This window comes from Pseudarthrobacter sp. 01T43, from assembly GCF_056398665.1.
Genome location: NZ_JBFTPV010000001.1, coordinates 184,935 through 209,953, shown reverse-complemented (window position 1 = coordinate 209,953; position 25,019 = coordinate 184,935). Strand labels below are relative to the sequence as shown.

Sequence of the window (25,019 nt, the reverse complement as noted above, 5' to 3'; positions counted from 1 at the left end):
TAGCAGATAGCACCATCAGGGGCGTCCCGGTCGGCTTTGCTGGCCGGGACGTTTCATGTCCGGGACGTTCATGTCCGGGACGATCCAGTTGTTCCGAACGTCCCGCCGGCCCCGGGTGTCCCGCCCAGCAACGCGGACAGTGTGTTCCAGCGGGCGATCTCGCAGCCGTCCGTGCGCCGGAAAACTGCCTGCACCTGGCGTCCGTGAAAGGTCCCGGTGACTTCGGCCACTTGGGGTCCGCCGTACTGCTGCGTGCAGAGCCGCGGCGGTCCCGGTTTGGGGAAGAAGATGTCCTCGCCGAACTGCTCTATAGCCTCCAGCGCGGCATCGGGCGCCGGGAGGGTGGAGCCGCCCTGGACCCTGCCGCCCGCTGCCACCAACCGGAAGAGATACTCGCCGGCGGCGGGCTCCTCCCGGAGCCTGATGGCCAGGTCCACACTGTCGCTGGGTTCCGGGACCGGTTCAGGGACCGCCGTGCCGGTCATGACAGTGCCGCCGCGGAAAGCGGGGCCAGTGCCTGCGCCAGGCGATCCCGGAGGACAGCAGCCTCGGCCGCGAAGGCCCGCTGGTGCTCCACATAAGCGGCTTGGCCCCCGGGTGTTTCGATCGCGATGGGCGGCAAGCCCCACTCTTCGAGGTCGTAGGGCGAGGCCTGCATGTCCATGGCGCGGATCCGCCAGGACAGTTCGAAGCAGTCCATAACCAGCTCGCTGGGCAGTGCGGGCAGGAGTTTGTAGGCCCACTTGTAGAGGTCCATGTTGGCGTGCAGGCACCCCGGCTGTTCCATGTGCCGCTGGTTTTCGCGGCTTGGTGCCAGCTCGTTGAGCCCGCTGGCGTCCGGCGTGTAGAAGCGGTAGGCATCGAAGTGCGAGCAGCGGATGCGGTTGTCCTCCACCACCTTGTCCGTGCCGGCGGACCCCAGCCGCAGCTGAAGATATTCGTGACGAAGGTCGAATTTATCCTGGCGGTAGACCATGGCCCATTCGTGCAGCCCAAAGCAGCCGAACTGGGCCGGCCGGGCCGCGGTTCCGCGGAGGATGATGGCTGCGAACGCTATCGCCTCACGCCGGTCAGCCAAAAAGGCGTCGCGGTCCAAGGTGACCGCCACGCTCCCCGACGGCAGCCCGGCGGCGGTGAGTTCGCCGTCGTCGAGCGTTCTGTAGTGCTTCCATCCGGTGCGGGCGGCCGCACGTTCACCGGTGAGCACGACGCCGGCGCCCGGGTGCCAGCGCAGCAGCTGGCCGGGTTTCTGGGTGTAGTAAGTGAAGAGGAAGTCTTCCACCGGGTGCTTGCGCCCTGCCGAGCGGCGGGCAAGGTAAGGATCGGAGTAACGACGGACGCGTTGCTGGTGCGCTTCTTCGCGGGCACGCCAGGCATCGGCCGTCAGCAGGCTAAAGTGCTCCACCGGTGGCACCCAGGACATCCTCGGCTGCTTTCCAGGCTCCAATTTCGCAGCCGTTGGTCAGGGCGAAAGCGGCTTCCACGGGGGAGTCGTCCACAATGCCGGTCACCGTTGCGGTCTGCGGGCCGCCGTACTGCTCTGTGCAGACCCGGTGGGCGTCCTGTGGCGCAGGGCTGAGGAGGGCTGCGTTGTTCTTGAGGGCGGCGCAGGCAGCATCAGCCTTGGGGTGTTTGCTTTCCGCGGTGGGGACTCCGTCACGGCAGACAAGGGTGTAGTTGACGGCCGGTTCGGTAGCGGACGGCTTCACCATAATGGCAAGCTCGGCGTTGCCGGCGCCGGGGCCCGCTGTCGGGGCCGGGAGTGCTGTGGGGGACGGTGCGGGAACGGTGGTCTCGGTGTCCGGGGACGGGGTGTTTGAGGTGCCTTGGGAGGCGGATGAACTGACCGTCGGGCCGCCGGACGATGGGGCAGGATTATTGGGCGTCGCCGTGCACGCGGCGAGCCCGGCCACGGCAAGAATCGCCAAGAACGGCCGTACTGTTCGCAAAGGCATGAACCCTCCTAGGTTGCTGCCATTTTACGCGCTGCCGGCGTCCGCGTGTTCTGCCCCGGTAGCGGCAATGAGCGCCATCATCGAGCTGTGCAGCTCGCCTACCTGTTCCCGGGTCAGGCCCAGCCGGTTCATCATGGTGCCTGGGACCGCCAGTGCCTGCTGCCGAAGCTCGGCGCCTGCGGGAGTCAAGCCAACGGCCAGGCTGCGTTCGTTCCCGTCCACCCGCTGGCGCGTGACGAAGCCCGCTTCCTCGAGCCGCCGAAGAAGTGGTGAGATGGTTGCCGGCGCCTGGGCCAGGGCTTCACTGATGTTGCGCAGAGTCCGGGGGGCAGACTCCCACAGGCAGAGCATCACGAGATACTGCGGGTGGGTCAGGCCCAGCTTGTCCAGGACCGGCTTGTAGGCGCCCACCACGCTCCTGGAGGCCACGGTGAGTGCGAAGCAGAGCTGCTGCTCCAACAGGAGATCGTTGTCCTGATGCCGCGCGGGGTCAGAAATGGACGTCATCACAATCCTCCAATAATTAGTGCACTAATTATTAGCGTACACTGGACGGAGTAATTGGTTCTATCGAAGGGTTTACTGCCATGGGCAAAGGCAACTCGGCGGACAAGGCGAACGGGTCCCAGCGGTTCATGCGGGCCATGGGCAGGCTCCGGGTCGTTCTCGGACCGGCCAACCGCAGTTCCCTGGTGCATGACATGACCGAAGAGAACCGGGCTCTCCTGATCCAGCGTGAGCGGGAAACCCAGCAGTGGGAAACGGTCACCCGCCCTGACGGCAGCACCTATGTTGTGCCCCGGAACCCGGGCGACCAGTCCTTGCGCTGAGCTCCTTCGGTCGGCCCGTCCGGGTCGGCAACTTCTGGTCCTTTTTTGGGATCCGGGCGTAAAATGGGGGCACTGACTCCAGCAGGAGCCAGTTGCTCTTCGCCCGCACAGTGGGAAGGGGGTGGAAACAATGGGACATGCTCTCACCGGTTTTATGAATACCACCGATCGGCTCCGGTTCTTCTTCGGGCCGGCATCACGCCTGGACACTGACACTCCAGTAGTGCACACGCATGATGACTTCGAGCAGGCCTCCGAGGAGGACCTTTCCCACTTCGTCGTGGAAACCGATTCCGAGGGACACCACTACGCAGTGCGCCGCGAAGTACCCGGCAGGCAAGCCTGAACCAGACCAAAAGCAACGCGGGGTCACTTCCAGCCCAATGAACGAAAGTTATTGAGCCGGAAGTGACCCCGCGTTGTTCGTAAAACAGGGTGCGGCTAGCGGCCGGTGCCGCCGTAGACGGTTGCCTCGTCGTCGCTGTCCAGGTCGAAGGCCTTGTGGATGGCGCGAACGGCGTCATCGAGGAGATCAGCGTGCGTGACCACGGAGATCCGGATCTCTGAAGTGGAGATCATGTTGATGTTGATCCCTGCGTCGGACAAGGCCTTGAAGAATGTTGCGGAGACGCCGGGGTGGGACCGCATACCGGCTCCGATGAGCGACAACTTACCGATCTTCTCGTTGTACTCGATGTTCTCGAAGCCGATGTTCGGCTGGGCGGCCTTGAGCGCAGCCAGGGCTTCAGCGCCCTCGACGATGGGGAGGGTGAAGGAAATGTCCGTCCGGCCCCTGCCATGCGTGGAAACGTTCTGAACGATCATGTCGATATTCGAGTGGGCGTCAGCGATGACCTGGAAGATGGCGGCGGCCTTGCCGGGGATGTCCGGCACCCCCACAACGGTGACCTTGGCTTCGGAACGGTCGTGTGCGACGCCGGAGATGATTGGCTGCTCCAAGGCAACTCCCTCTTGAGTGGTGATCTTGTCTTCGGCGCTGGGAATGACCCAAGTGCCTTCGTTCTGGCTGAATGAGGACCTGACGTGCAGGGGCACACCGAAGCGGCGCGCGTATTCGACGCAGCGCAGATGCAGAATCTTCGCGCCGGATGCCGCGAGCTCCAGCATTTCCTCGCTGGAGATCGTGTCGATCTTCCGGGCGGAATGAACCACCCGGGGGTCGGCGGTGTAGATGCCATCCACGTCGGTGTAAATTTCGCAGACGTCTGCTTCCAGCGCGGCCGCCAAAGCCACTGCCGTGGTGTCCGAGCCGCCGCGGCCAAGAGTGGTGATTTCGTGGGTGGTGCGGCTCATGCCCTGGAACCCGGCAACGATGGCGATGTGCCCCTTGTCCAGGGACGTGCGGATGCGGTGCGGATCGACGTCGATGATCCGGGCCTTGCCGTGGATGCCGTCCGTGATCATGCCGGCCTGGGAACCGGTGAAGGACTGGGCAGAGGCGCCGAGTTTATTGATGGCCATGGCCAGCAGGGCCATGGAGATGCGTTCGCCGGCGGAGAGGAGCATGTCCATCTCGCGGGCGGGGGCGGAGTCGGTGACCTGGCCGGCGAGGTCCAGCAGTTCGTCGGTGGTGTCACCCATCGCGGAGACGACCACTACCACTTCGTTGCCGGCGCGCTGTGCGTCGACAACCCGCTTGGCGACGCGCTTGACGCCGTCGGCATCCGAAACGGACGAACCGCCAAATTTCTGCACGATCAGCTGTTTGGTGACGGCAGCGCCTTCGGGCAGCGCCTGCTGCTTCGTGGCTGCGTGCACTTCGGACGTGGGCGTACTCATGCGCGTACCTTCACTGGATCAATCGGAGTTCGGGAGGTCAGGCACGGCCATTTGCGGCTGGACGGCGTGACGTGTTCAGGCCAGTTTATCGCCGCCGGCCGCAGGCGGGGAATTGTGACCGAATCTCAGCCTTTCGGCGGACGCTTCGGCCGGCCCCCCCAGCGTAGTCTCGGATAGTCAGTAAGCATGCAATGGTTTGGGGGACAGGTGCTCGGGGAATGACAGCAAATCAGGACGAAATGGATTTACCGTCCGGGCCGAGGGGCCCTGGCACTGACGGTATTACTGCGACGGCGGTGAGCCGCAGCTTCGGGCAGGTTAGCGCCGTCGAGCACATGGATTTTGATGCTCCGGCAGGCAAGGTTACCGCCCTGATCGGGCCCAACGGGGCCGGCAAAACGACCCTGTTGCTGATGCTGGCCTCATTGCTGGCGCCGGATTCCGGCACCATCACGGTGGAGGGGCTTGATCCACGGCACCACCATGCCGAGGTGCGCAGGCGGATCGGCTGGATGCCGGACACACTGGGGGTGTGGGAGTCCCTGACAGCCCGCGAGATCCTCTCCCAGATGGCACGCTTCTACCGCCTGCCCAAGGCTGGAATCCCGCAGCGCGTGACCGAGATGCTGGACCGCGTCCGCCTCAGCGACCTCGCGGACCAGCCTGCCCGCGTCCTGTCTCGGGGGCAGCAGCAGCGGCTCAGCCTGGCCCGTGCCCTCATCCACGATCCGTCCGTGCTGCTGCTGGACGAGCCGGCGTCCGGGCTGGACCCGGGATCGCGGGTGGAACTGCGCGTGATGCTGCGGCAGCTTGCGGCGGAAGGAAAGTCCGTTGTGGTCTCGTCCCACGTGCTCAGCGAGCTTGACGAAATTGCCGACGCCGCGGTGTTCGTCAACCATGGCCGCACCGTCCGGCATCAGACCACGGAGGAGGCTTCCGCGGCGGGCAGGCGCTATGCCGTCTCGGCTCAGGATGCGGGGGCACTCGCTGCCAAGCTCACCGAACTGGGCCTGACCTTCCGGGTGGAGGACGGCCGCCAGCCGGCCGTCAGCCTGGTGCTGATGAACGACGACGACGCCGCCCGCCTCCTGCGCGACCTGGTGCTCGCCGGCGTCGCGGTCAGGTCATTCGCCCCCGCCTCGGGTGCGCTGGAAGAGACGTACATGAACCTTGAGGGGGAGCAGCAATGAGCCAGACATGCGCAACGCAGCGCCCACCTGCCCCGGGCCGGGGCGTCGGCTACCTCGGCGGTATGCGGGACGTGGTGGTCCTTGAGCTCAAGCAGCGGCTCCGGTCCCGGGGCTGGTACATCATGCTGGCTATCTGGTTCTTGCTCACCGGCCTGGTGACGTGGTTGACGTGGGCGAGCTGGGAAGCCCAACGGGCAGCACGGGGAACCTACACCGACATCAACCCTGCCGATATTCCCGGGCCGGGATCGATGATCTTTGAAGTGGTCCTGGCCTTCGTCCTCCTCTTCGCGTTGCTGGTGGCGCCGGCGCTGTCCGCCAATGCCGTAAACGGCGACCGGGCAGGAGGTACCTTGGCCATCCTGCAGGTGACCCTGCTGACGCCCGGCCAGATCCTGTGGGGCAAATTCGTGGCGGCATGGTGTGCCGCGCTGGCTTTCCTGGTTGCCAGCACCCCGTTCCTGGTGATCGGGGTGGCCCTCGGCGGCATGACGCCGGGCCATGTCCTGGTGGCACTGCTGATGCTGGCGGTTGAAGTGGGCGTGGTGTGTGCCATCGGCGTCGGAATTTCAGCACTGGCGGGGCGGCCGCTGTTCTCCATCGTGGTCACGTACCTCGCCGTGGCCGGACTGGTGTTCGGCTCCCTGATCGCGTTCGGGCTGGGAACCGGGCTCTCGCAGGGCACCATCATGGCCAACCAGGCACAATACCGTGGCTACGCGCCGTACCAACCGTTGGAGAAGCAGCCCGCGCCAACGGAACCTGACTACACGTGTTCCGGACCGCTGCGGTCACAGCCGGCCGTGCACACCGAACGCGTGGCCTGGATGCTCGCCATGAACCCCTACGTGGTGGTGGCCGATGCCATCCCGTACCCCGTGCGGACCTCCAATTCCTTCGGAATGTCATCACCGGTGGGGGCTATCGAAACAGTGAGCCAAGGTGCACGCTACGCCATGGCCGGTCCTGAAGGCACTTACCCGTGCGCCAACGGCCAAGCCAAGCCGCAGTATCTGGCCCAGACCACTCCGTTGTGGCCGTTGGGGCTTGGCCTGCAAGTACTGCTTGCCGGGCTGCTGATGTGGCTGGGCCGGCGCTCGCTGCGCACCCCGGCCCACAGGCTTGCGCGGGGAACCCGCATCGCCTGAGCCGGTCTAGATCAGCGCGTTACGACGGCCCTCAAAAGCTCGGCCGAGGGTGACCTCGTCGGCGTACTCAAGGTCTCCGCCCACGGGCAGGCCGGAGGCGAGCCTGGTGACGGCAATGCCGATTGTCTTCAGCATCCGGGCGAGATACGTCGCCGTCGCTTCACCCTCGAGGTTGGGGTCGGTGGCGATGATGACTTCCTGGATGGCGCCGTCGTTCAGCCGTGTCAGGAGTTCGCGGATCCGCAACTGCTCGGGTCCCACCCCGGCGATGGGATTGATGGCCCCGCCCAGTACGTGATACCGGCCGCGGAAGGACCGGGTGCGCTCCACCGCCAGGACGTCCTTGGATTCCTCCACCACACAGATGACGGACGGGTCACGCCGCGGATCCCGGCAGATGTTGCACAGTTCCTGCTCCGTGACGTTCCCGCACACGGTGCAGAACTTCACGCGCTCCTTCACCGTGGTGATTGCCTCGACGAGGCGTTTCATATCCTGCGGATCGGCTTCGAGGATGTGGAATGCCAGCCGTTGGGCGGACTTGGGACCTACACCGGGAAGGCGTCCGAGCTCGTCGATCAGCTCTTGGACTGCACCTTCGTACACGTTTTCCTCTTTTGGTTTGGCTTGGATGATGAATGGAGCCGGGTGCTTGGGTGGCGCCGGCGGCTGGAATCCAGCGGACTAGAAACGCGGAACGATCGGGGTCCCGTCCGGGGAACGCTCCTCGATCAGCTTCCCGCCCAGAATACGCTCGACGGCGGCGCGTCCAAACACGCCCGATTCCTCGATGGTTTCGTCATCCGCGCTCGGGATGTCCTGGACGTAGGTCGCGGCTGCCGCGCGGGCCGGGGCCTTGGCGCGGCCGGCCTCGGCCTCGGGGCTGTTGGACAGCCGCTGGTAAAGGCTTTGCCTTGCCTGGGTCGCCGAAGCGGACGTTGCCGGGGCAGGCTGCAAGGGTGCCGGAGCCACGGCCGGAGCCGCCGACGCCATGGCGTACTCGCGGACCTCGGCCCGTTCCGGGACAGAGGTCTCCCGGTCCGGCGCCGGAGCCTGACTTCCCGGGCCACCGGGTTCAGGCGCGGCACCCTCAAGAGCGGGGCTTTGAGGTGTCCCTGCATCCGTTGAGGCGACGTAGGCCGCAGGGAGACCGGCCCGGGAATCGGGGCTCTCGGGTGCAGCCACATGCACAGAAGGGACCCCGGCTGCACTGATGCCGGCTGCAGGGATATCGGCTGCCGAGTCGTCCAAGGGACGGCCGGGCGCTGCCGGCGGTAGGCTCCAGCTGGCGTCTGCTTCGGACTGGGTGCTGACCGAAGCCTGCGGGATCTGGGCGGTGGCGGGCTCGTAGTCAGGGGCAGGCGCGGCGGGTGCTTCGTCAGGCGTGGACGTTGCCGGGATCTTCCCCACGTTAGGTTCGGTGCCTATTACCCAAACGCCCGGTGCCTGCTCGACGGCGCGGCCCCACGGGTCGTGGGACGTGTCGGGTGAGGGAGCGATTGGGGCAGCAACCGTGGCGGTTGGCGTACTGCCCGCGGCCGGCCGGGCGCCAGTGCGGGCTGGCCGTTTGCCGGACTGGGCCGCTGCGGGCCCGGGTTGCGACGGCGAGCGTCGCGGTTCGGCCGGAGCGGAGGGATCCCAATCCATGGGCGGTTCCTCCTCCAGCGGAGGAGCATCCTCGTCCCGCGGGGGACCCCAGTCGTCGTCGGAGTAGGCGTAGGAACCGGCGTCCGGCTCGGGGGGACGCGGCTGATCCTGCTGATCCGGCCCCTCCGCCCGGTGAGACTCTTCGGCTGACAGCTCGACGGCGGGCGTGCGCGAAGCGGCCGGTGCAACAGCAGTGGGGGCCGTCCTCGTCACGGCCCGGGCGGCTTCGGCGGCCGGCGTGGCACCGCTGCCCGCAGGCGCGGCTTCAGCGGCAGGCGCGGGGGCGGCTTCAGCGGCAGGCGCGGGGGCGGCTTCAGCAGCAGGGGCAGGGGCCAGCCCCCAGGCGACGTCCGCCGAGCTTGGCGGGGTTTGCGCGCTAACGGGTGCTTTTGGGTTTGGCTCAGAGCTCGCTGAGCTATTGGTGCCCCCGGCGACGGCAGTGATCTGGCAGTCGATGCCCACCGTTTTGTGGATCGCCTGCCGGAGGTTCTCCGAGTGGTCGGCCCGGCCGAACGCGCCCGCCAAACCGGTTGTGGTGAAAGCCAGAGTCAGGACCTGGCCGTCGAAGGCGCCCACCTGGGCGTTCGGTTCCACCAGGGCCCATGTGCTGCGCTTGATCTTGGACAGTGTCTGAAGGACCTCGGGCCAGGCGCGGCGCAGGACCTCAACGTCACCTGTCGCGGCGGGGCCAGCTGGTGCCGACGGCGCGGACGGGGCGGCCCGCTCCTGTGCCGCAGGCCGCTCCTGTGCCGCTGCCTGGGGACGGGTTCCGGCGGGCTCGTCCACTGGCCAGTCGCTGGTGCTGACCCGCGGCGGGGTCAGCGGTGTCCTCGCATCGTCGGACCCAACTGCCTGCTGCGCGGCCGGGACGGGGCCGGGCGAGGCTGTCGGCGCTGATGACTGCGCTGAGGAGGGTGCTGAAGAAGCCGCGGACGCAGGACCCGGAGATGTCTGAACCGGTGCTGCCGGAGCGGACGTTGCCTGCGGCGGTGCTGCTGGAGCCGATGCCGCCTGAACCGGCCCTGGCTGAACGGGAGCAGCCTGAACGGGAGCCGCTGGCGCAGGTGCTGGCTGGACGGGAGCAGCCTGAACGGGAGCCGCTGGCGCAGGTGCTGGCTGGACGGGAGCGAGCTGAACGGGGGCCGCTGGCGCAGGTGCTGAAGCCGGGACCGCCGGAGCGTGGGCTGCCGAAACCGGCGCGCCTGCGGATGCGGCAGCCCCGGCGTCGTCCTTCGCGGCGTAGTTGAGCCGGCGCTCCACACGGTCGATCCGGGCAGCGATGCCGCGTTCGGTCTGTTCCGAACTTGGGAGCAGGATGCGGGCGCAGAGAAGCTCGAGGTGCAGCCGGGGTGAGGTGGCGCCGGTCATCTCGGTCAGTGCTGTATTGGTGACGTCCGCGGCACGTGAGAGTTCAGCGGCCCCGAGGTTGTGCGCCTGGTTCTGGAGCCGGGCGATCTGGTCTGCCGGCATGCCGCGCAGGATCACCTGGGCGCTTTCGGGCATCGCTTGGACGATGATGAGGTCGCGGAAGCGTTCCAGCAGATCCTCGACGAATCGGCGGGGATCGTGGCCGGTCTGGATGACACGGTCCACCGCCTTGAAAACCGTGGCGGCGTCGGACGCGGCCACGGCTTCCACCACGTCATCGAGCAGTGACGCGTGGGTGTAACCGAGGAGGGCCACAGCCAGTTCGTAGTCAAGGCCGTTGGCACCGGCGCCGGCCATGAGCTGATCCAGCACGGACAGGGAATCGCGGACCGACCCGCCGCCGGCCCTGACCACCAGGGACAGCACACCCGGGGCCACAGGCACATTTTCCTGTTTGCACAGCAGTTCCAGGTACGCCATCAGGGGCTCGGGCGGTACCAGCCGGAAGGGGTAGTGGTGGGTGCGGGAGCGGATGGTGCCGATGACTTTGTCCGGCTCCGTGGTGGCGAAGATGAACTTGATGTGCTCCGGCGGTTCTTCGACGATCTTGAGGAGGGCGTTGAAGCCGGCCGGCGTGACCATGTGGGCCTCATCGATGATGAAGATCTTGTAGCGGTCACGGACGGGGGCGTAGGTTGCGCGTTCGCGAAGATCGCGGGCGTCGTCCACACCGCCGTGGCTGGCGGCATCGATCTCGATGACGTCCAGGGAGCCCGAACCGCCGCGGGCAAGTTCAACGCAGCTGGGGCAGGTTCCGCAGGGCGTGTCCGTGGGGCCCTGGGCACAGTTCAGGCAGCGGGCCAGGATGCGGGCGGAGGTGGTCTTGCCGCAGCCGCGCGGACCGGAGAAGAGGTAGGCGTGATTGACCCGGTTTTTCCGCAGGGCCGTCATCAGCGGCTCCGTGACATGTTCCTGTCCGATAACGTCAGCGAAGGAGTCCGGACGGTATCTGCGGTACAGGGCGGTGGTTGTAACAGTCACGTGAAAACCCTACCAATCCGGGCCGACAGTATGCCGCCCTGTGGGGGAATAGTAAAGACCCCCCATGCACCCGCCAGAGCCCATTTACCCTTGCTACCTTCCGGTCCTGGGGGAGTTCAACAGGATGACGCCACATGAGGGGCCGCAGACAACTTTACCCGAACTTTTGGCTTGCCTCGAACCGGCGTCAGAGGCCGGGCTTTGCCGGTTCTCCCGGTTGGCGTGGCTCACGTCGCCAGCCGTTGACCGGCCAGGTCATAAACGCAGGTTCCTCGTACGGGTGGGCCTCGCGCAGGGCCAGCACAACGGCGTCGAGCATCTCTTCCTCCACAACGCACTCGATCCGGAGTTCAGGCACCTGCTCTCCCGATCCCACGGTACCGAGGAAGGGCTCAGCGCCCGCAAGCGGGGTGAACCGGCCGGTCCCCGGTGCCGCAAAGGAGCAGTGCGAATAGTTACCGATCCTGCCTGCACCGGCCTCGCCGATCGCCCGGAGCAGCGCCTCAGCGTGGGCCTCCGGAACATAGACAACCAACGCGTGCAGCTGTGTCATGGCTTCATCCTGCCAAGGTGCCAGCGTAAATGGGAGGAATTTCATTGCTTATCCGGCGGGCAGGGCCGATCATGGGTATGTACACCGATTGGGGCAATCTCAAGATTGTGAGCTGCGGGGCCTGGCTGGAGGGCCGGACCCGGCAGCTCAACGGTATTCCGTAGGAATGGGCGCATTGGGGGCGTCCATTTTGACGTTAACGGGCGCTCCCCGAGCTCAATTGGGCGATGCTGGAAAGTTCAGGTAGTCTAGTGTCTGCTTTTGATTCAGAAGCAGCTGGAGAATTCGCCTAGCGGCCTATGGCGCACGCCTGGAACGCGTGTTGGGTTAACGCCCTCGGGGGTTCAAATCCCCCATTCTCCGCCAGTGAAAAACCCGGTCCTGACCCTGTCAGGACCGGGTTTTTTCATTCCCGGCCGGTCAGTCGCGCTGATACCCGAGCCGGCGCAACCGCGACCGGGCAGCCTGCTCGCTGGGGCCGGGCCCGCGCCCCAAGGCAAGATGTACGACGCCGAGACTCACCTTCGTCGCCAGCCTTACCGGGAGCGGGAAGGGGCCCAGCCGGGGAATCTCCAACCCCAGCATCTGGCGGTATTGCGGCTCCAGGCTGAATACGGCGCCGGCGAAGATGATCCGGTAGCCGGGCCGCAGCAGCGGGTGCAGCGGCGGGTTGCGGATGAAGCCGACGGTCTCGGCAACCCGGCTGTCCGCCAGCAGCTCGCCGCTGCGATAGTAGCTGTCCAGCTGCAGCCTCATGTCAGCCTCAGTCAGCGGCGGATCCTGCACTCCCATCAGCCTGCCGGCCTGGGCCCATTCGCTGACGTACGCATCAGGGCCGCCGGGGATCCTGCTGCCCCAGATCTCATGGGATGTGACGAAAGCGTCAACGAATGCGAGGTGAACCCAGCGGGCCAGTTCGGGATCGTTGGCCGAATAGGAATGCACAGCGCCGCGCCGGTCGCTGTAGCTGCCTTGGACAGGCACGTGCAGGCGCCGGACCCTGTCTGAAGCTTGTTCGGCGGCGGCTGTAGAGCCATAGGTGACAGTAAAGATCCACTGGATGGTCCGGGCCAGCCTCCTGAGCGGATCGGCCCGGAAATCGGAATGCTCATGGATGCCGGCCAAGGCGGCGGGGTGCAGTGACTGCATGAGCAGCGCCCGGATGCCGGCGACGATAGGGGTCATGGAACCGTGCACCGCCCAGACCGCTGAACCCGGAAGGTGATAGCCGGCGTCATTCCCGTCCGCCAGCCGTGGAACCCACTCAGGCAGGGCGTCCGCGCTTCCAGTGAAAACGCGCTTCAGTTCGCCTTGCCATTCCCTGAGGAAATTGCGCATGAAACCATTCTTGCCGATGACCGGGCGGGGAGGGATTGCCGCAGAATCCACAAGTATTCCTCAAGCTCGGGACAAGGGGTTCACAGCCCGGGGGTTGTGTGGTCCCATGGGATGGAAAGCTCGTCCGGATTGGGGTCCGACGGGCCAACCGGGAGTCAGCGAGTGGGAAATCATTGGGGTTCCGGCCGGGACAAGCAGTCTCCTGGCGCCTGTGCGAGGGCTGCGCGCGCGCTGGCAGCCGGCGCGGCCATCGTTGCGGCTGCGTTCGCCCTTGGGCTACCGGCCGCCCCGGCGCTCCAGACCGGCGGCGCTGCACCGCAGGCCGTCACCGACCATGTGGGTGCATCCGCCTTGAATCCGGCTATCCYGACGGACGGCAGGTCGCTGGTCCCCTTCGGCCGCACCATGGTCAGGACGATCGCAAAGGATGGAAAGGCTCCGCTGAATGTGGCTTCCGCGCAGCTGAGCCGGCCGCCGGAAGGCTCCCTGATGTCCCCCCTTGAAGTACTCACGGCAAGCTCGCCCTTCGGGTTCCGCATCAGTCCCATCTCGGGCCAGGCAGGGGACTTCCACCTCGGCCAGGACTTCGCCGCGGGCTGCGGCACTAGGGTGTATGCCGCCGATACCGGCGTGGTCCGGGCCGCTGGGTGGCATCCCTGGGGCGGTGGCAACCGCGTGGAAATTGACCACGGCAACGGCCTGATCACCACGTACAACCACTTGGAGGCCATCGCCGTCCACACCGGGGACGCCGTGCAGGTGGGCCAGGTCATCGCACGGGTGGGCACCACCGGCTGGTCCACGGGGTGTCACCTTCATTTTGAGACCATCCTCCATGGCGTACACACCAATCCGCTGAACTGGACGCTCTTGCCGATCCATCAGGTGGACACGCTGGCGGACATTGCCATGGTCAGTTACGAGGGCAAGGCCGCGGACGGGGCCAGTGCCCAGCCGTGGGCTATTCCGGTCGCCACGGACAACAGCCACACTGTCCTCCACGGTGAAGAGGAACTGCCTGCACCGCCGGCGGCGACGCTCGCCGTGCCGGCGACGTCAACTGCCACGCCAACGGCATCTCCGTCACCAACAGCAACCGCAACCCCGTCTGGGACTGCTTCGCCGTCGACGACTGGCACCGCCTCGCCGTCCGGCACGGCTTCGCCGTCGACGACTGGCACCGCCTCGCCGTCCGGCACCGCTTCGCCGTCGACGACTGGTTCCGCGACGCCACCGCCGACTGCGACCGCAACGCCTGCGGCTACCACGCCTCCGCCCTCGGGGACTTCGTCGCCTGCGACGACGACAGCACCTGCGACGACGTCAGCACCTGCGACGACGTCAGCACCTGCGACGCAAACGACGCCAGCGCCCGGCGCCCCTCCTCCGTCAGGGACTGCGCCGGCCACTGGTTCGACACCGCCGGCGGCGGCAACTCCGACGGCGACTTCCACCGCAGCACCTCCGGTGACGGCACCGCCACCCCCACCTGCTACCACGGCAGCACCTGCACCGGCGACGCCAACAACTCCGCCGCCCGCCGCCCCCGTGCCCACGTCGGCACCGGCAGCAAGGGCTCCCTCTGAATCAGAGCACCCGGCGACGCCACCAAGCACGACTCCGGCTGCTGCGGCTCCGCCCGGAACCACCACATCGTCGCCCGAAACATCAGCCACAACCACTGCGTCGGTGCCCGCCCCGACGAAACCCTGACAGAAATCTCCCAGCGATCGCCAGTACTGTTGATGGTTGGCAACGAATCACCTTCATAACCAACCTTCCAAGGACGGCGCTGTGACCTCTCTTTACACCATCCCGCTGACGCTCAACGACGGCACCCGGACCGACTTCGGCCGGTTCAAGGGAAACGTGGTGATGGTGGTCAATGTGGCGTCGCAGTGCGGACTGACACCGCAGTACGCCGGCCTCGAAACCTTGTACGAGAAGTTCCGGGACCGGGGCTTTGAGATCCTCGGTGTGCCGTGCAACCAGTTCGCCGGTCAGGAGCCGGGCACGGACAGCGAGATCGCCGAGTTCTGCGAGCGGAACTTCGGTGTGTCCTTTCCCCTGACGGCCAAGGCCAACGTGCGGGGCAAGGACCAGCATCCGCTCTATGCGGAACTGACCAAGTTCAAGACCAGCGTGCTGCCCGGCCTGGTGAAGTGGAACTTTGAGAAGTTCCTGATCAACCGTGCCGGCGAGGTGGTGGGACGCTTCGCCCCCACCGTCGTACCCGACTCACCCGAGGTCCTCGACGCAATTGAGCAGGCACTGGCCGAATTTGATGGGCCGGAAAGCCCGTCAGGTCATTCAGTCGCGTAAATCTTTTGCTTTTTTCCAACTTGGCCGCAGTAATTTACTCAAAGTTTCCCCAATATCTGGTTTGATAAAGGTTACTGAAGGGTAGAAGGGAAACGCCGTTTCCCACCAACCACAGAGGCAGCAATGAAGCACATCGAGGCCGAACATCCCCGGCCGCGCCACTTCCTTCTCCACCTGAGCGACCCCCACCTGATGGGAGGTCCGGATCCCCTCTACGGCGCAGTTGACAGCGAATCGAAGCTCATCCAGCTTTTCGATGAAGTCCGGGCTTCCGGCGCGCGGCCCGAGGCCGTGATCTTCACCGGTGACCTCGCTGACCAGGGCCATCCAGAGGCCTACGCAAAGCTAAGGGCAATCGTTGATCCCGCCTGCGAAGACCTGGGCGCGCGTGTCATCTGGGCGATGGGAAACCATGACAACCGGGCCAACTTCCGGACCGGCCTGCTGGATCAGCCGGCCAGCGATACACCGGTGGATCACAGCTACTTCATCAACGGCCTGCGCGTCATCACTTTGGATACGTCGGTCCCCGGCTACCACCACGGCGAGCTGAGTACCTCGCAGCTGGAGTGGCTGGCCCGTGAGCTGGAGACACCCGCGCCCGACGGCACCATCCTCGCGCTCCACCACCCACCGGTCCCGTCCGTCCTGGACCTGGCCGTCCTGGTGGAACTGCGCGATCAGGCAAGCCTGGCCGCAGTGGTCCGCAACTCGGACGTTCGGGCCATTCTCGCCGGGCACCTGCATTACTCAACCACAGCCACGTTCGCGGGGATCCCAGTGTCCGTGGCATCGGCCACGTGCTACACCCAGGATCTCAACGTTGGAGTGGGCGGCACGCGTGGCCGGGACGGCGGGCAGGCGTTCAACCAGGTGCACGTCTACGAGCACACCATTGTCCATTCCGTGGTTCCGTTGGGCAGCACGCCCACCGTGGGCGAGCACGTAACCGCCGAGATGACCGCCGAGCGGCTGGCTGCGGCCGGTATCCGTATCCCGGACAAAGCAAAAGTCGGGACTCCCACCAAGGTTTCCCTGCCTTACGCTATCTAGCGGCAGCGCCCAGGGCAGGGGTGCGGTCGGCTGTTCCCGGCTTTACAGTTCCCAGGGCGCCTTAATGGGGTAGTACTTCTCCAGGAAGTCCGTTACCAGCCGGGCCCGTTCATCCGCCGGGACTTCCGGGAAGCTGCCGTCGTTGAGGCAGAAGAAGTCCATGTTCCGCTTGGACAGCAGTTTGGGCAGGTAGTTCAACCCTGCACGCATGGTTGTGTCTACGTAGCGCACTTTGGCCGCTGTCTGGGTGACAGCCCGGCCTGTGAGCAGGGCGTAGTAGTGGTAGAACGAGTTGGTCACCGAGATGTTGTCCGCGGCGCGGAACCGGCTGGCTGCCGTCTTCTGGAACTCGTCGGGGAACTCCCGCTCCATGGTGGCCACCACGCTGCGCCGCAGGGGCGCGGCAGTGTGCTCGAGGTGCCTAGTGGTGATGCGGCCAAAGCGGTCCCAGAGCAGCTTGCGGTTAACGCGGGCCGCGTTCTCGAAGCCGCTGCGCTCGGCGTCGTTGTCGCCCAGCCCGATCCGTGTCTCGGCCTCGATGAATTTGGTGATGCCGCCCGGCGTGAAGAACAGGTCAGGCCCGACAGGCCGGCCGAAGAACATATCGTCGTTGGAATACAGGAAGTGCTCCGAGAGGCCTTCGATGTTGTGCAGCTGGCATTCCACCGCCTGCGAGTTGTGCGTGGGCAGCACTGACGGGTCAGAAAAGAACTCTTCGCTGCGGACGATGGTCACGGACGGGTGCTCGGCGAGCCATTCCGGCGCAGGGGAGTCCGTTGCGATGAAGATACGGCGGATCCACGGCGCAAACATGTACACCGAACGCAGGGCGTACTTGAGTTCGTTGATCTGCCGAAAACGTGCTTCGTTGTCGTCGCCTTCGCCGAGAACCACACCCTTCTGCTGGGCGCGGCGGGCGGCGATGTACTCAGGGGAACTGCCGTCCACCCAGGAGAACACCAGGTCAATGTCGAAACTGATGTCACTTGCGTGGTCCGCGAACATATTCTCGATGGTCGGCCAGGAGTGGCCGTACCGCTCCACGGTGCCACGGACAGCGTCCTGCGCGAGCATGGTTCGGCGGGTGAGGGAGTTCTCGATGGGCAGGGTGATCTGGTTACCGTCGAAGCTCCAGAGCTCAATCTGGACGCCGGCAGAGGAACCGAACTCGAAGCCGCCGTCAGGTTCAACCCGGGGACGGTAGATCCGGAAGATGCGGGCCTGCCGGTTGCGCGAGAGCTCCCCATCGGCCACCAGGACGGATGATTTCTTCTTCGCGTCAACCGTCATGGAGTAGACGGGCTCGTTGCGGCAGGCTTCCACCAGGGCGGTCCGCAGCTTTTTGCGGTTCTTCCAGTCCAGGGCGATGACAGGGCGGTCGTTGTTTCCACGGACCAGGAGGTAGTCCAGGCCAGCGCCGGCCAGCACGTTGCGCAGGAACAGCAGATCCTCAACCATGGCCTGGTAGGGGGTCCGGTTGTGGTTAATGAGGGCATACCGGCCTTTGTGCCGGACCACATCCTCGCGGTGCTTCAGGCGCGCCTCGGCAGCCGGGGAGGTTACCTCGGCATGCGTGCGTGGTTCTGCCGACGCCTGGCCGCCGTAATAAATCTCGTCCTGGACAGGCGCTTCTGTGACGGGTGCTTCTGTTGCTTCTGTAACGGGTGCTTCTGTAATGGTTGTCTCCGTCGCGGTTAACTGGTATGCGGTATTAATTGAATGATAGCGGTAGCCTCAAAACGCACGGCTCCGGGCAGGGCGGCGCGCCACCAGGCAGGGGCTCAGCTGCCCACGGACTCCCGCCAGCCGCGAAGGAAAGCCGCGCCGGCGTCGTCGTGGATTACTTCGCTGCCAAGCCCCAGGTCCGTTGCGGTGAGCACGTCATAGGGTTTGACCGGAACGCCGTCCGCCGGGCGGACGTCAACGTGCTTCACGGAATGGTCGTTGTGATGCAGCCAGTCGGCCATGGCGTAGTCAGTGCGGGAGTCGCCCATGGTCCGCCAAGCCTGCGGCGTGATGCCCTGTGCCGCCAGCAGTTCCACAGCGCGGCTGGCTCCCAGATCCTTGCCCAGCCGCACCGACTCAATATCGGTGGAAATGATGGTGGGGTCAAAGCGGTAGTCCACAACGTCGTCGGAATTCGGTGCGTGATGGTCAAGGCGGACCACACCCAGGCCGTGGCGGACCATCAGGTCCATGGCGTCCGAGTCGAAGAGCTTCTGCTCGGCGAGGTAATCGGCGGAGGGCACCTCGATGTGCTGCTCCACGGACACCATGGCCCGCTTCGTCTCGTCGAAGAACATGTGGGCCGAATAGTCCTCGGCCACAAGCCTGCGAACGTCATCGCCATAGGCCTTGGGCACGGCCAGCTCGTGGTCAACGTGGATGGGGCCGGGGCCGGCAGCGGTATAGCTGAACCAGACGGCGCCCTTTTCGCAGATGGCGTGGATGACGGTTCCGGCCGGCATACCGACGGCGATCATGGGTTCCATGACCTGTTCCCGGATGAACGTATCGGAGCGGCCGGTGTTGAAGATGACGGGAATACCAGCGCTCGCCAGTGCCACCATGTCGGCGATGATGCCCGGCTGCACGTCACGGGTCACCGGGCTCGCCACGGGACCGTCCACGTCCAGCAGAAGGGCGAGCGGCGGGGTGGACGGCAGGCGGACGCCGGGGGCGGAGCTGGCGGGGAAATCGGATGCAGTCATGGGTCCATTGTGTCAGCCGCCGGCCTGCGTCCCGGCCTGCGTCCCGGCCCGCGTCCCGGTGCGATCGGCCCAAAGCCGGCGGCCCTGCAACGGATGGTCACTGTTTGGCTACAACCTTGAAACGGCGCGGGCCGGACTCTTCTCTTGGGCCGTCAAGGTGCCTAGGGTTGCAGGGTGATCTTCAAAGCTGTGGGCGAGGGACGCCCGTACCCCGACCATGGTTACACCACGCCCAAACAGTGGGCGTCACTGCCGCCGCGCCCCGTCCGCCTGGACGAACTGGTGACCACTAAGCGGACCCTGGACCTTGAGGCGCTCCTGGCGGAGGACTCCACGTTTTTCGGCGACCTTTTCCCCCACGTGGTGCAGTACCGGGGAACCCTCTACCTGGAGGACGGGCTGCACCGCGCCGTCCGGACAGCGCTGCACCAGCGCACCGCCATCCATGCCCGAGTGCTGGTGATAGATGGCTAGGAAACCTAAGGATGCACGGGTCCTCCACGGGCACCGTGTTGTTACCGGCCCGGAACTGCGCGCCACCTTTGAAGCGGCGGGGGATCCCGACGATCCCGTCCGGCTCCGCCGCAGGGTCATGCACGGCGTGGTGCTGGTCCTGCTGCTGGGCCTCATTGCCGGGGCCATCATCACGGCGCTCGCCATCATCAACGGGCATTTGAAGCTCCCGTCGACGGCGGCCAGCGACGAGCCCCGGAGCACGTGTCCCGTGACCACCTTCGACTACACCCCGCCAGAACAGATCAACCTCAACGTCTTCAACTCCACCAGCCGGCCCGGACTGGCCCGCACGGCGGCGGACGAACTCCTGGCGCGGAAGTTTGTGGTCGGGAACGTGTCCAACACCGAAGCGGGCTACCGTGGCGTGGCTGCAGTGGTTTCGGGTGCGGCCGGACAAGCGGCGGCCTTCACCGTCCAGCGGAATGTGCCGGGCTCCGACTACTTCCAGGACGGCCGGACCGACGCCAGCGTGGACGTGATCCTTGCCGGCGACTACAAAGAGCTGGCCGCTGCGGACCGGGTGGACCAGACTCCCGGTACGCTCAGCTGTCCGCGGGAAAGCCGACGGATCGCCGACGACGCCAAGTGGCCTGTCATTCCGACGCCCACGCCCACGCCCTAAGTGTTGCTCTATCACCTTTGGTTGCCAAACCTGCCGGATAACGACCGGGACTGATAGAGCAACGCAGGGGATTAGGGCAGGGGCGCCTTAGCGCTGATGGGAGCGCCGTCGTCGTCGAACCTGGCTCCGGCGCCCAACTGGATGAACCGCACCGTCCTGGCGATACGCGCCTCAAGTTCGGCGGGTTCATTGCTGCCGCGGGCGGCACTGGAGGACAGGGTCCCGTGGATCAGTTGTGCCTGCTGGCCGATGTCAGCCTCCGGCAGGTAGCCCTGCGCCATGCCGTCGCGCAGGATGCCCTGCAGCATGACGCTCAGTTCACCCACATGGTCGGCGAGTTTGGCAAAGGACGACGGCGACAGCACCGCCGCCATGGCAGGTCCGGGCGGGAGGTGGCGGCGGCTGAGGTCCTCCACCTGGGTGCGGACGTACAGCGCCAGACGCTCGACGGGGTTGTCCACCGCGGCAAGGGCGTCCCGCAACTCGGCGAGGAACCGCTCGGTCTCATCCAGGGCGTAGGAGATCAGCAGCTCTTCGATATCGGCGTAATAGTTGTAGACCGCTGTGCGCCCGACGCCGGCATGCCGTGCGACGTCTGTCATGGTCAGCCCGGGCAGGCCATGGGTAAAGAGCAGCTCACCAAAGGCCGTCAGGATCCGGCGCTGCGTGTCGGCGCGTTGCGCGGCGTTGGTGGCCGCCGAAATCCTGGGCATACAGACACTTTATCGCGATGTGTCAGTAAACGGGGTGGGCTAAACGGCGCAGCCGTCCGGGCCGCAGGCATCGCCGTCCGCGGCGTTGACCAGTACCAGCGGGCTGGCCTCCTGCCAGGCCTGGTTGAGCGCAGCGGTGAACGTTTCCGCAGGCTGGGCACCGGAGAGCCCGAACTTACGGTCGATGACGAAGAACGGCACACCGGTGATCCCCAGTGCGCGGGCTTCCTCGAAGTCGAAGCGGACGGCGTCGGCGTACTTGTCCGTGGTGAAGAGCTCAGCTACTTCTGCGGCATTGATGCCCAGCGCGAGGCCCAGTTCCGTGAGGTAGCCCTGGCTGCCGATGTCCTTGCCGTGCTCGAAGTGGTCACTCAGCAGGCGTTCCTTCGCGGCATCCTGTTGCCCGTGCCGGGCAGCAAGGTGGATCAGGCGGTGGGCGGTGAAGCTGTTGGCCACCACCACCTGGTCGAAGCGGTAGTTAAGGCCCTCACCCTTGGCCTGGGTGCTGACATGCTCAAACATCTGGGCGACCTGCTGCTGGGCCATGCCCTTGATCCGGCTCAGGTATTCAAGTTCGGTGCCTTCGTAATGCTCCGGGAGGCTGGGATCCAGCTGGTAGCTGCGCCACGTCACGTCCACGGAGTCGCGGTGCGGGAACTCGGCCAAGGCAGCCTCAAACCGGCGCTTTCCGATGTAGCACCAGGGACACGCGACGTCTGACCAGATCTCAATCTTCATGCTGGCCACAACCGTCTCCGGGCGGAAGGCATTCCCGGTGCGGTGTGTTCGCTTTGTCACGTCGGGGGTTGAAATGGGACCCCGGGCAGGGTAATAGTCAGAACAGCAGGTTAAGCAACGGCCTTTCTTGAACTCACTTCACTCGCCATTTCTGGGGGCGTGGCATGTGTCCTCACGGAGGAAAGCATGCGGATAGGACTTATTGCAGCACCATGGATTCCCATTCCACCAGCCGGATACGGGGGCATAGAGCGGGTTGTTGACTCCCTTGCCCGGGGTTTTATTGCGGCCGGGCACGATGTCATGCTCGCCGCAGCGTCGGACAGCGTCTGTCCGGCACCTTTGGTACCAGGGATGCGGCCTTCCGAACCAGCGGAAATGGGCATGGCACTCTCAGAACTCAGCCACGTCATCAGGGCCTATGACGGCTTGGGCGATGCGGACATCATCCATGACCACACCCTGGCCGGGCCGCTGGTGGGCCGGAGGAGATCCAGAGCCCCTGTTGTAACCACCATTCACGGCCCCCTCATTCCGGCGTCGGCGGATCTGTACCGTGCGATGGCGGGCGACACAGCCATCATCTCCATCTCGCGTGACCAGGCCTCAAGGGTCCCCGATGTGCCCATCACGCAGGTGATCCACCATGGCATGGACGTCGCCGGTGTGCCTGTTGGCTCAGGGGGCGGAGGCTATGCCTGCTTCGTCGGCAGGATGTGCCCGGACAAGGGCGTGGTTGAAGCCATCAACATTGCGCGCAGGGCAGGCATCCCGCTGCGGATTGCGGCCAAGATGCGCGAGCCGGGGGAGATTGAGTACTTCCGCTCAGTGGTTGAGCCGCTCCTGGGCACCAACGAGGAGTTCCTCGGCGAGTTGGGGGACGCCGACAAGTACCGCCTGATGGGTGAAGCGATGGCATTCCTCAATCCCATTCAATGGCCCGAACCATTCGGACTGGTCATGATCGAATCACTTTCAACAGGCACACCCGTGGTGGGAACGCCTATCGGCGCTGCTCCTGAAATCGTGGATGACGGCAAAACGGGTTACCTGGCGCCGACGGACGAGCTGCACAGGTTTCTTCCGCTTGCCGCCGCGCTGGACAGATCGCACTGCAGGGACAGGGCAATCAAGATGTTCAGCACGGAGAAGATGGTGCTCAACCATCTGGATCTGTTCGCAAAACTCGTGGAAAAGAGTCGGGAGACAGGGGCTCCGGATGATTCTTACGTCCACCAGAATCGCTGAAGGGGGACACTTGTCCGGGCGCCGGAACCGGGTCCGATTTCCATCCGGCGGCCCTGAGGAAGGAGCGCAGCCATGACTGCTTGGAATGCCGATACGGAAGCGGATATCGGCGGGGCCGACGCCGTAACCCTGGTGGAAGGGTCTTCCTTCTGCATCTCGTCCCACAGTGGTGACATCAGCTCCGAGGGAGGAACAAGCGGGGCGTTCTATCAGGACACCAGGGTGTTGTCCCGGTGGATCCTGCGCATCAACGGTGCGCTCCGTGAACCTCTGGTCGCGCACCGGCCCGACGCCTACGAGGCCACCTTCGTGGGCCGCGCCAGGTGGCCGGACGGCCGGTTCGACAGTCCACTGGTGGTCCGTCAGGAACGTCACATCGGACCCGGACTCCAGGACGACATCACCCTTGAGAACTATTCCTCGGAAGATGTGGACTGCGACATCGAACTCCTGGTGGACGCGGACCAGGCCGATCTCTTCGACGTCAAGGGGGGCCGCCCGATCAATGAGGACAGCCTGACCCGGACTGTCAACGGCGCAGAACTCCTGGTCGAAGCTGTCCGCAACGGTCAGCGGCGCGGCTCGGCGATCCGGGCCGCGCGGGCCGAAGTGACCGTCGACGCCCTTCGGTTCCACGCGCACATCCCGGCGCGCGGCAAGTGGTCCACCAGCGTCATAGTGGTCCCCCTCATCAACGGTGCCGCCCCGAATGAACCCTTCACTGAAGGGGGCTTGCCCCGACACCGGACGGGCGTGCAGCGGCACCTGGCGTGGGAAGAAAATGTCCCCCGCCTTTCCCTCGCGGACGCCAGCATCGAGGCTACGCTGCAGCGGAGCCAAACCGACCTGGGGTTGTTGAGGATTTTCGACGCTGAGCATCCGGACCGCGCTGCCGTGGCGGCCGGTGCGCCCTGGTTCATGGCGCTGTTCGGCCGGGACTCGCTGCTCTCCTCCTATATGGCCCTGCTGGTGGACTCGACCTTGGCTGCCGGAACCCTCCAGACCCTGGCGGGCCTCCAGGGCTCCAAAGTCGATAACGACTCCGAGGAAGAGCCCGGACGCATTCCGCACGAAGTACGCCTTGGGGTGACGGCCGGCCTCTCCCTGGGGGGAACCGCGTATTACGGCACTGCCGATGCCACCCCGCTGTTTGTCAGTGTGCTCGGTGAGCTCAGCAGGTGGGGGCTGTCCGATGACGTCATCGATTCCCTGCTGCCGCATGCAGACCGGGCCCTTGAGTGGATTGAGAAGTACGGTGACCGCGACGGTGACGGCTTTGTGGAATACCTCCGGCCCAACACTCACGGCCTGGTGAACCAGGGGTGGAAGGATTCCTGGGACGGCATCAATTTTGCCGACGGGCGGATGGCGGAGGCTCCCATCGCGCTCTGCGAAGTCCAGGGCTACGTCTATGCCGCCTACCTCGCACGCTCGCTGCTGGCAGGCTCCGCGGGGGACGCCGAGACAGAACACCGTTGGGCTCAGCGTGCCGCATCGCTGAAGAAGGCTTTCAACGAGAAATTCTGGCTGCCGGACAAGGGCTACTACGCCGTAGCGTTGGACAAAGATAAGAACCCGGTGGATTCCTGTACCTCGAACATGGGCCACTGTCTGTGGGTTGGCATCGTGGACGAGGACAAAGCGCCACAGGTGGTGGAGCGGCTGATGTCGCCGAAGATGTTCACCGGCTGGGGTATCCGGACGCTGGCCTCCGACATGGCAGCCTACAACCCGGTGAGCTACCACAACGGATCGGTGTGGCCACACGACTCCGCCCTTGTGGCTACGGGCCTGATGCGCTACGGGTTCGTGGCGGAGGCCAAACGGGTGGCGCGGGGGATATTTGATGCCGCCGCCCATTTTGACGGTCAACTGCCGGAACTGTTCTGCGGCTTCGACCGCAGCGAATACTCGGGACCGGTACCCTACCCGACGGCGTGTTCCCCGCAGGCCTGGTCCGCGGCGGCGCCTATCCAGCTTGCCCGTATCCTGCTCCGCTTTGACCCCGACTTTACCCGCGGTGTTGTCCACCTGGCCCCGATCCTGGCCGAGGACAAGGGAGACTTCAGGGCCGACAACGTGCGGCTGGGACATGCCAGGGTTTCCATCCGGGCGAACCGGCAGGAAGGAATTATCGACGGCCTTCCACCCGAACTGAAGCTGCTGAAGGAGCCACGACCAGCCCTGGACGATGGGCTCGCTGGACAGGCCGGCGATTAGGGCAGT

Annotated in this window: 24 protein-coding genes, 1 tRNA gene, 1 other RNA gene and 1 pseudogene; 12 read left to right on the top strand and 15 right to left on the bottom strand. The window is 65.5% G+C overall.

The window, feature by feature from the left end; genetic code table 11:
* Positions 1 to 68: 68 nt before the first annotated feature.
* The 4 genes from AC1DIM_RS00975 to AC1DIM_RS00960 are packed head-to-tail and all read right to left on the bottom strand — an operon-like array spanning position 69 to position 2,462.
* Entirely contained in the window at positions 69 to 485 is a 417-nt protein-coding gene (locus AC1DIM_RS00975; RefSeq protein WP_477708626.1) for a YegP family protein, read from the bottom strand.
* Complete coding sequence (locus AC1DIM_RS00970) at positions 482 to 1,423, bottom strand: 3-methyladenine DNA glycosylase (RefSeq protein ID WP_477708625.1); 942 nt, start codon at positions 1,421 to 1,423, stop codon at positions 482 to 484. Before AC1DIM_RS00970 ends, AC1DIM_RS00975 begins: the two co-directional genes overlap by 4 nt.
* Positions 1,392 to 1,955 (bottom strand): SSI family serine proteinase inhibitor, encoded by a 564-nt coding sequence (locus AC1DIM_RS00965; protein WP_477708624.1) that lies wholly within the window; start codon positions 1,953 to 1,955, stop codon positions 1,392 to 1,394. Before AC1DIM_RS00965 ends, AC1DIM_RS00970 begins: the two co-directional genes overlap by 32 nt.
* Before the next feature lie 24 nt (positions 1,956 to 1,979).
* A complete protein-coding gene (locus AC1DIM_RS00960; protein WP_477708623.1) occupies positions 1,980 to 2,462 on the bottom strand; it encodes a MarR family winged helix-turn-helix transcriptional regulator in 483 nt (160 codons plus the stop codon).
* 80 nt (positions 2,463 to 2,542) lie between these two features.
* Here AC1DIM_RS00960 and AC1DIM_RS00955 point away from each other — a divergent pair, with 80 nt between their 5' ends.
* Together AC1DIM_RS00955 and AC1DIM_RS00950 are read left to right on the top strand one after the other, a co-directional pair.
* Positions 2,543 to 2,785, top strand: coding sequence for a hypothetical protein (locus AC1DIM_RS00955; protein ID WP_477708622.1), 243 nt, complete (start codon positions 2,543 to 2,545; stop codon positions 2,783 to 2,785).
* Between the two features lie 130 nt (positions 2,786 to 2,915).
* Positions 2,916 to 3,131 (top strand): hypothetical protein, encoded by a 216-nt coding sequence (locus AC1DIM_RS00950; RefSeq protein ID WP_477708621.1) that lies wholly within the window; start codon positions 2,916 to 2,918, stop codon positions 3,129 to 3,131.
* Positions 3,132 to 3,226: 95 nt separating this feature from the next.
* On the opposite strand, the gene AC1DIM_RS00945 is transcribed toward AC1DIM_RS00950, so the two are convergent.
* On the bottom strand, positions 3,227 to 4,585 hold the full coding sequence (locus tag AC1DIM_RS00945) for an aspartate kinase (protein WP_477708620.1): 1,359 nt from the start codon (positions 4,583 to 4,585) through the stop codon (positions 3,227 to 3,229).
* 239 nt (positions 4,586 to 4,824) lie between these two features.
* Between AC1DIM_RS00945 and AC1DIM_RS00940 the strand changes: the two genes are divergently transcribed.
* Both AC1DIM_RS00940 and AC1DIM_RS00935 read left to right on the top strand, forming a co-directional pair.
* Positions 4,825 to 5,775 carry an ABC transporter ATP-binding protein gene (locus tag AC1DIM_RS00940; RefSeq protein WP_477708739.1) on the top strand — a complete coding sequence of 317 codons (951 nt, stop codon included), beginning with the start codon at positions 4,825 to 4,827 and terminating at the stop codon, positions 5,773 to 5,775.
* The gene (locus AC1DIM_RS00935) at positions 5,772 to 6,923 is read left to right on the top strand and encodes an ABC transporter permease (protein ID WP_477708619.1); all 1,152 of its coding nucleotides are present in this window, start codon (positions 5,772 to 5,774) and stop codon (positions 6,921 to 6,923) included. Before AC1DIM_RS00940 ends, AC1DIM_RS00935 begins: the two co-directional genes overlap by 4 nt.
* A 6-nt stretch (positions 6,924 to 6,929) precedes the next feature.
* Here the strand turns inward: AC1DIM_RS00935 and recR are convergent, their stop codons facing one another.
* From recR to AC1DIM_RS00915, 4 genes are all read right to left on the bottom strand, one after another.
* On the bottom strand, positions 6,930 to 7,529 hold the full coding sequence (gene recR / locus AC1DIM_RS00930; protein ID WP_354217118.1) for a recombination mediator RecR: 600 nt from the start codon (positions 7,527 to 7,529) through the stop codon (positions 6,930 to 6,932).
* Positions 7,530 to 7,607: 78 nt separating this feature from the next.
* The gene (locus AC1DIM_RS00925; protein ID WP_477708618.1) at positions 7,608 to 10,979 is read right to left on the bottom strand and encodes a DNA polymerase III subunit gamma and tau; all 3,372 of its coding nucleotides are present in this window, start codon (positions 10,977 to 10,979) and stop codon (positions 7,608 to 7,610) included.
* A 50-nt stretch (positions 10,980 to 11,029) separates the two neighbouring features.
* Positions 11,030 to 11,126, bottom strand: an RNA gene (gene ffs, locus AC1DIM_RS00920) — signal recognition particle sRNA small type.
* Between the two features lie 40 nt (positions 11,127 to 11,166).
* Complete coding sequence (locus AC1DIM_RS00915) at positions 11,167 to 11,532, bottom strand: hypothetical protein (protein ID WP_477708617.1); 366 nt, start codon at positions 11,530 to 11,532, stop codon at positions 11,167 to 11,169.
* A gap of 278 nt (positions 11,533 to 11,810) precedes the next feature.
* On the opposite strand from AC1DIM_RS00915, the gene AC1DIM_RS00910 reads away from it, so the two are divergent.
* Positions 11,811 to 11,898, top strand: a tRNA-Ser gene (locus AC1DIM_RS00910).
* Between the two features lie 54 nt (positions 11,899 to 11,952).
* On the opposite strand, the gene AC1DIM_RS00905 is transcribed toward AC1DIM_RS00910, so the two are convergent.
* Positions 11,953 to 12,870, bottom strand: coding sequence for an oxygenase MpaB family protein (locus tag AC1DIM_RS00905; RefSeq protein WP_477708616.1), 918 nt, complete (start codon positions 12,868 to 12,870; stop codon positions 11,953 to 11,955).
* A gap of 111 nt (positions 12,871 to 12,981) precedes the next feature.
* Here AC1DIM_RS00905 and AC1DIM_RS00900 point away from each other — a divergent pair.
* Positions 12,982 to 13,713: pseudogene (locus AC1DIM_RS00900) on the top strand (M23 family metallopeptidase); the annotation flags it as partial.
* Between the two features lie 74 nt (positions 13,714 to 13,787).
* Here the strand turns inward: AC1DIM_RS00900 and AC1DIM_RS00895 are convergent.
* On the bottom strand, positions 13,788 to 14,546 hold the full coding sequence (locus AC1DIM_RS00895) for a hypothetical protein (protein ID WP_477708751.1): 759 nt from the start codon (positions 14,544 to 14,546) through the stop codon (positions 13,788 to 13,790).
* 118 nt (positions 14,547 to 14,664) lie between these two features.
* Between AC1DIM_RS00895 and AC1DIM_RS00890 the strand changes: the two genes are divergently transcribed.
* Positions 14,665 to 15,192: a glutathione peroxidase gene (locus tag AC1DIM_RS00890; protein WP_477708615.1), complete on the top strand. Its 528-nt coding sequence runs from the start codon at positions 14,665 to 14,667 to the stop codon at positions 15,190 to 15,192.
* Positions 15,193 to 15,315: 123 nt separating this feature from the next.
* The gene (locus tag AC1DIM_RS00885; protein ID WP_477708614.1) at positions 15,316 to 16,245 is read left to right on the top strand and encodes a phosphodiesterase; all 930 of its coding nucleotides are present in this window, start codon (positions 15,316 to 15,318) and stop codon (positions 16,243 to 16,245) included.
* Positions 16,246 to 16,287: 42 nt separating this feature from the next.
* Here AC1DIM_RS00885 and AC1DIM_RS00880 read toward each other — a convergent pair whose 3' ends face one another.
* Both AC1DIM_RS00880 and AC1DIM_RS00875 read right to left on the bottom strand, forming a co-directional pair.
* Positions 16,288 to 17,763, bottom strand: coding sequence for a stealth family protein (locus AC1DIM_RS00880; protein ID WP_477708613.1), 1,476 nt, complete (start codon positions 17,761 to 17,763; stop codon positions 16,288 to 16,290).
* 263 nt (positions 17,764 to 18,026) lie between these two features.
* A complete protein-coding gene (locus AC1DIM_RS00875) occupies positions 18,027 to 18,956 on the bottom strand; it encodes a Cof-type HAD-IIB family hydrolase (RefSeq protein WP_477708612.1) in 930 nt (309 codons plus the stop codon).
* A 174-nt stretch (positions 18,957 to 19,130) separates the two neighbouring features.
* On the opposite strand from AC1DIM_RS00875, the gene AC1DIM_RS00870 reads away from it, so the two are divergent.
* Positions 19,131 to 19,430: a type II toxin-antitoxin system VapB family antitoxin gene (locus tag AC1DIM_RS00870; RefSeq protein ID WP_477708611.1), complete on the top strand. Its 300-nt coding sequence runs from the start codon at positions 19,131 to 19,133 to the stop codon at positions 19,428 to 19,430.
* Positions 19,423 to 20,094 (top strand): LytR C-terminal domain-containing protein, encoded by a 672-nt coding sequence (locus AC1DIM_RS00865; protein WP_477708610.1) that lies wholly within the window; start codon positions 19,423 to 19,425, stop codon positions 20,092 to 20,094. Before AC1DIM_RS00870 ends, AC1DIM_RS00865 begins: the two co-directional genes overlap by 8 nt.
* A 71-nt stretch (positions 20,095 to 20,165) precedes the next feature.
* On the opposite strand, the gene AC1DIM_RS00860 is transcribed toward AC1DIM_RS00865, so the two are convergent.
* Positions 20,166 to 20,807 carry a TetR/AcrR family transcriptional regulator gene (locus tag AC1DIM_RS00860; RefSeq protein WP_477708609.1) on the bottom strand — a complete coding sequence of 214 codons (642 nt, stop codon included), beginning with the start codon at positions 20,805 to 20,807 and terminating at the stop codon, positions 20,166 to 20,168.
* A 39-nt stretch (positions 20,808 to 20,846) separates the two neighbouring features.
* Positions 20,847 to 21,545, bottom strand: coding sequence for a DsbA family oxidoreductase (locus tag AC1DIM_RS00855; protein WP_477708738.1), 699 nt, complete (start codon positions 21,543 to 21,545; stop codon positions 20,847 to 20,849).
* A 186-nt stretch (positions 21,546 to 21,731) separates the two neighbouring features.
* On the opposite strand from AC1DIM_RS00855, the gene AC1DIM_RS00850 reads away from it, so the two are divergent.
* The gene (locus tag AC1DIM_RS00850; protein WP_477708608.1) at positions 21,732 to 22,793 is read left to right on the top strand and encodes a glycosyltransferase family 4 protein; all 1,062 of its coding nucleotides are present in this window, start codon (positions 21,732 to 21,734) and stop codon (positions 22,791 to 22,793) included.
* Positions 22,794 to 22,865: 72 nt separating this feature from the next.
* Positions 22,866 to 25,013, top strand: coding sequence for an amylo-alpha-1,6-glucosidase (locus AC1DIM_RS00845; protein ID WP_477708607.1), 2,148 nt, complete (start codon positions 22,866 to 22,868; stop codon positions 25,011 to 25,013).
* The last annotated feature ends 6 nt before the right edge of the window (positions 25,014 to 25,019 follow it).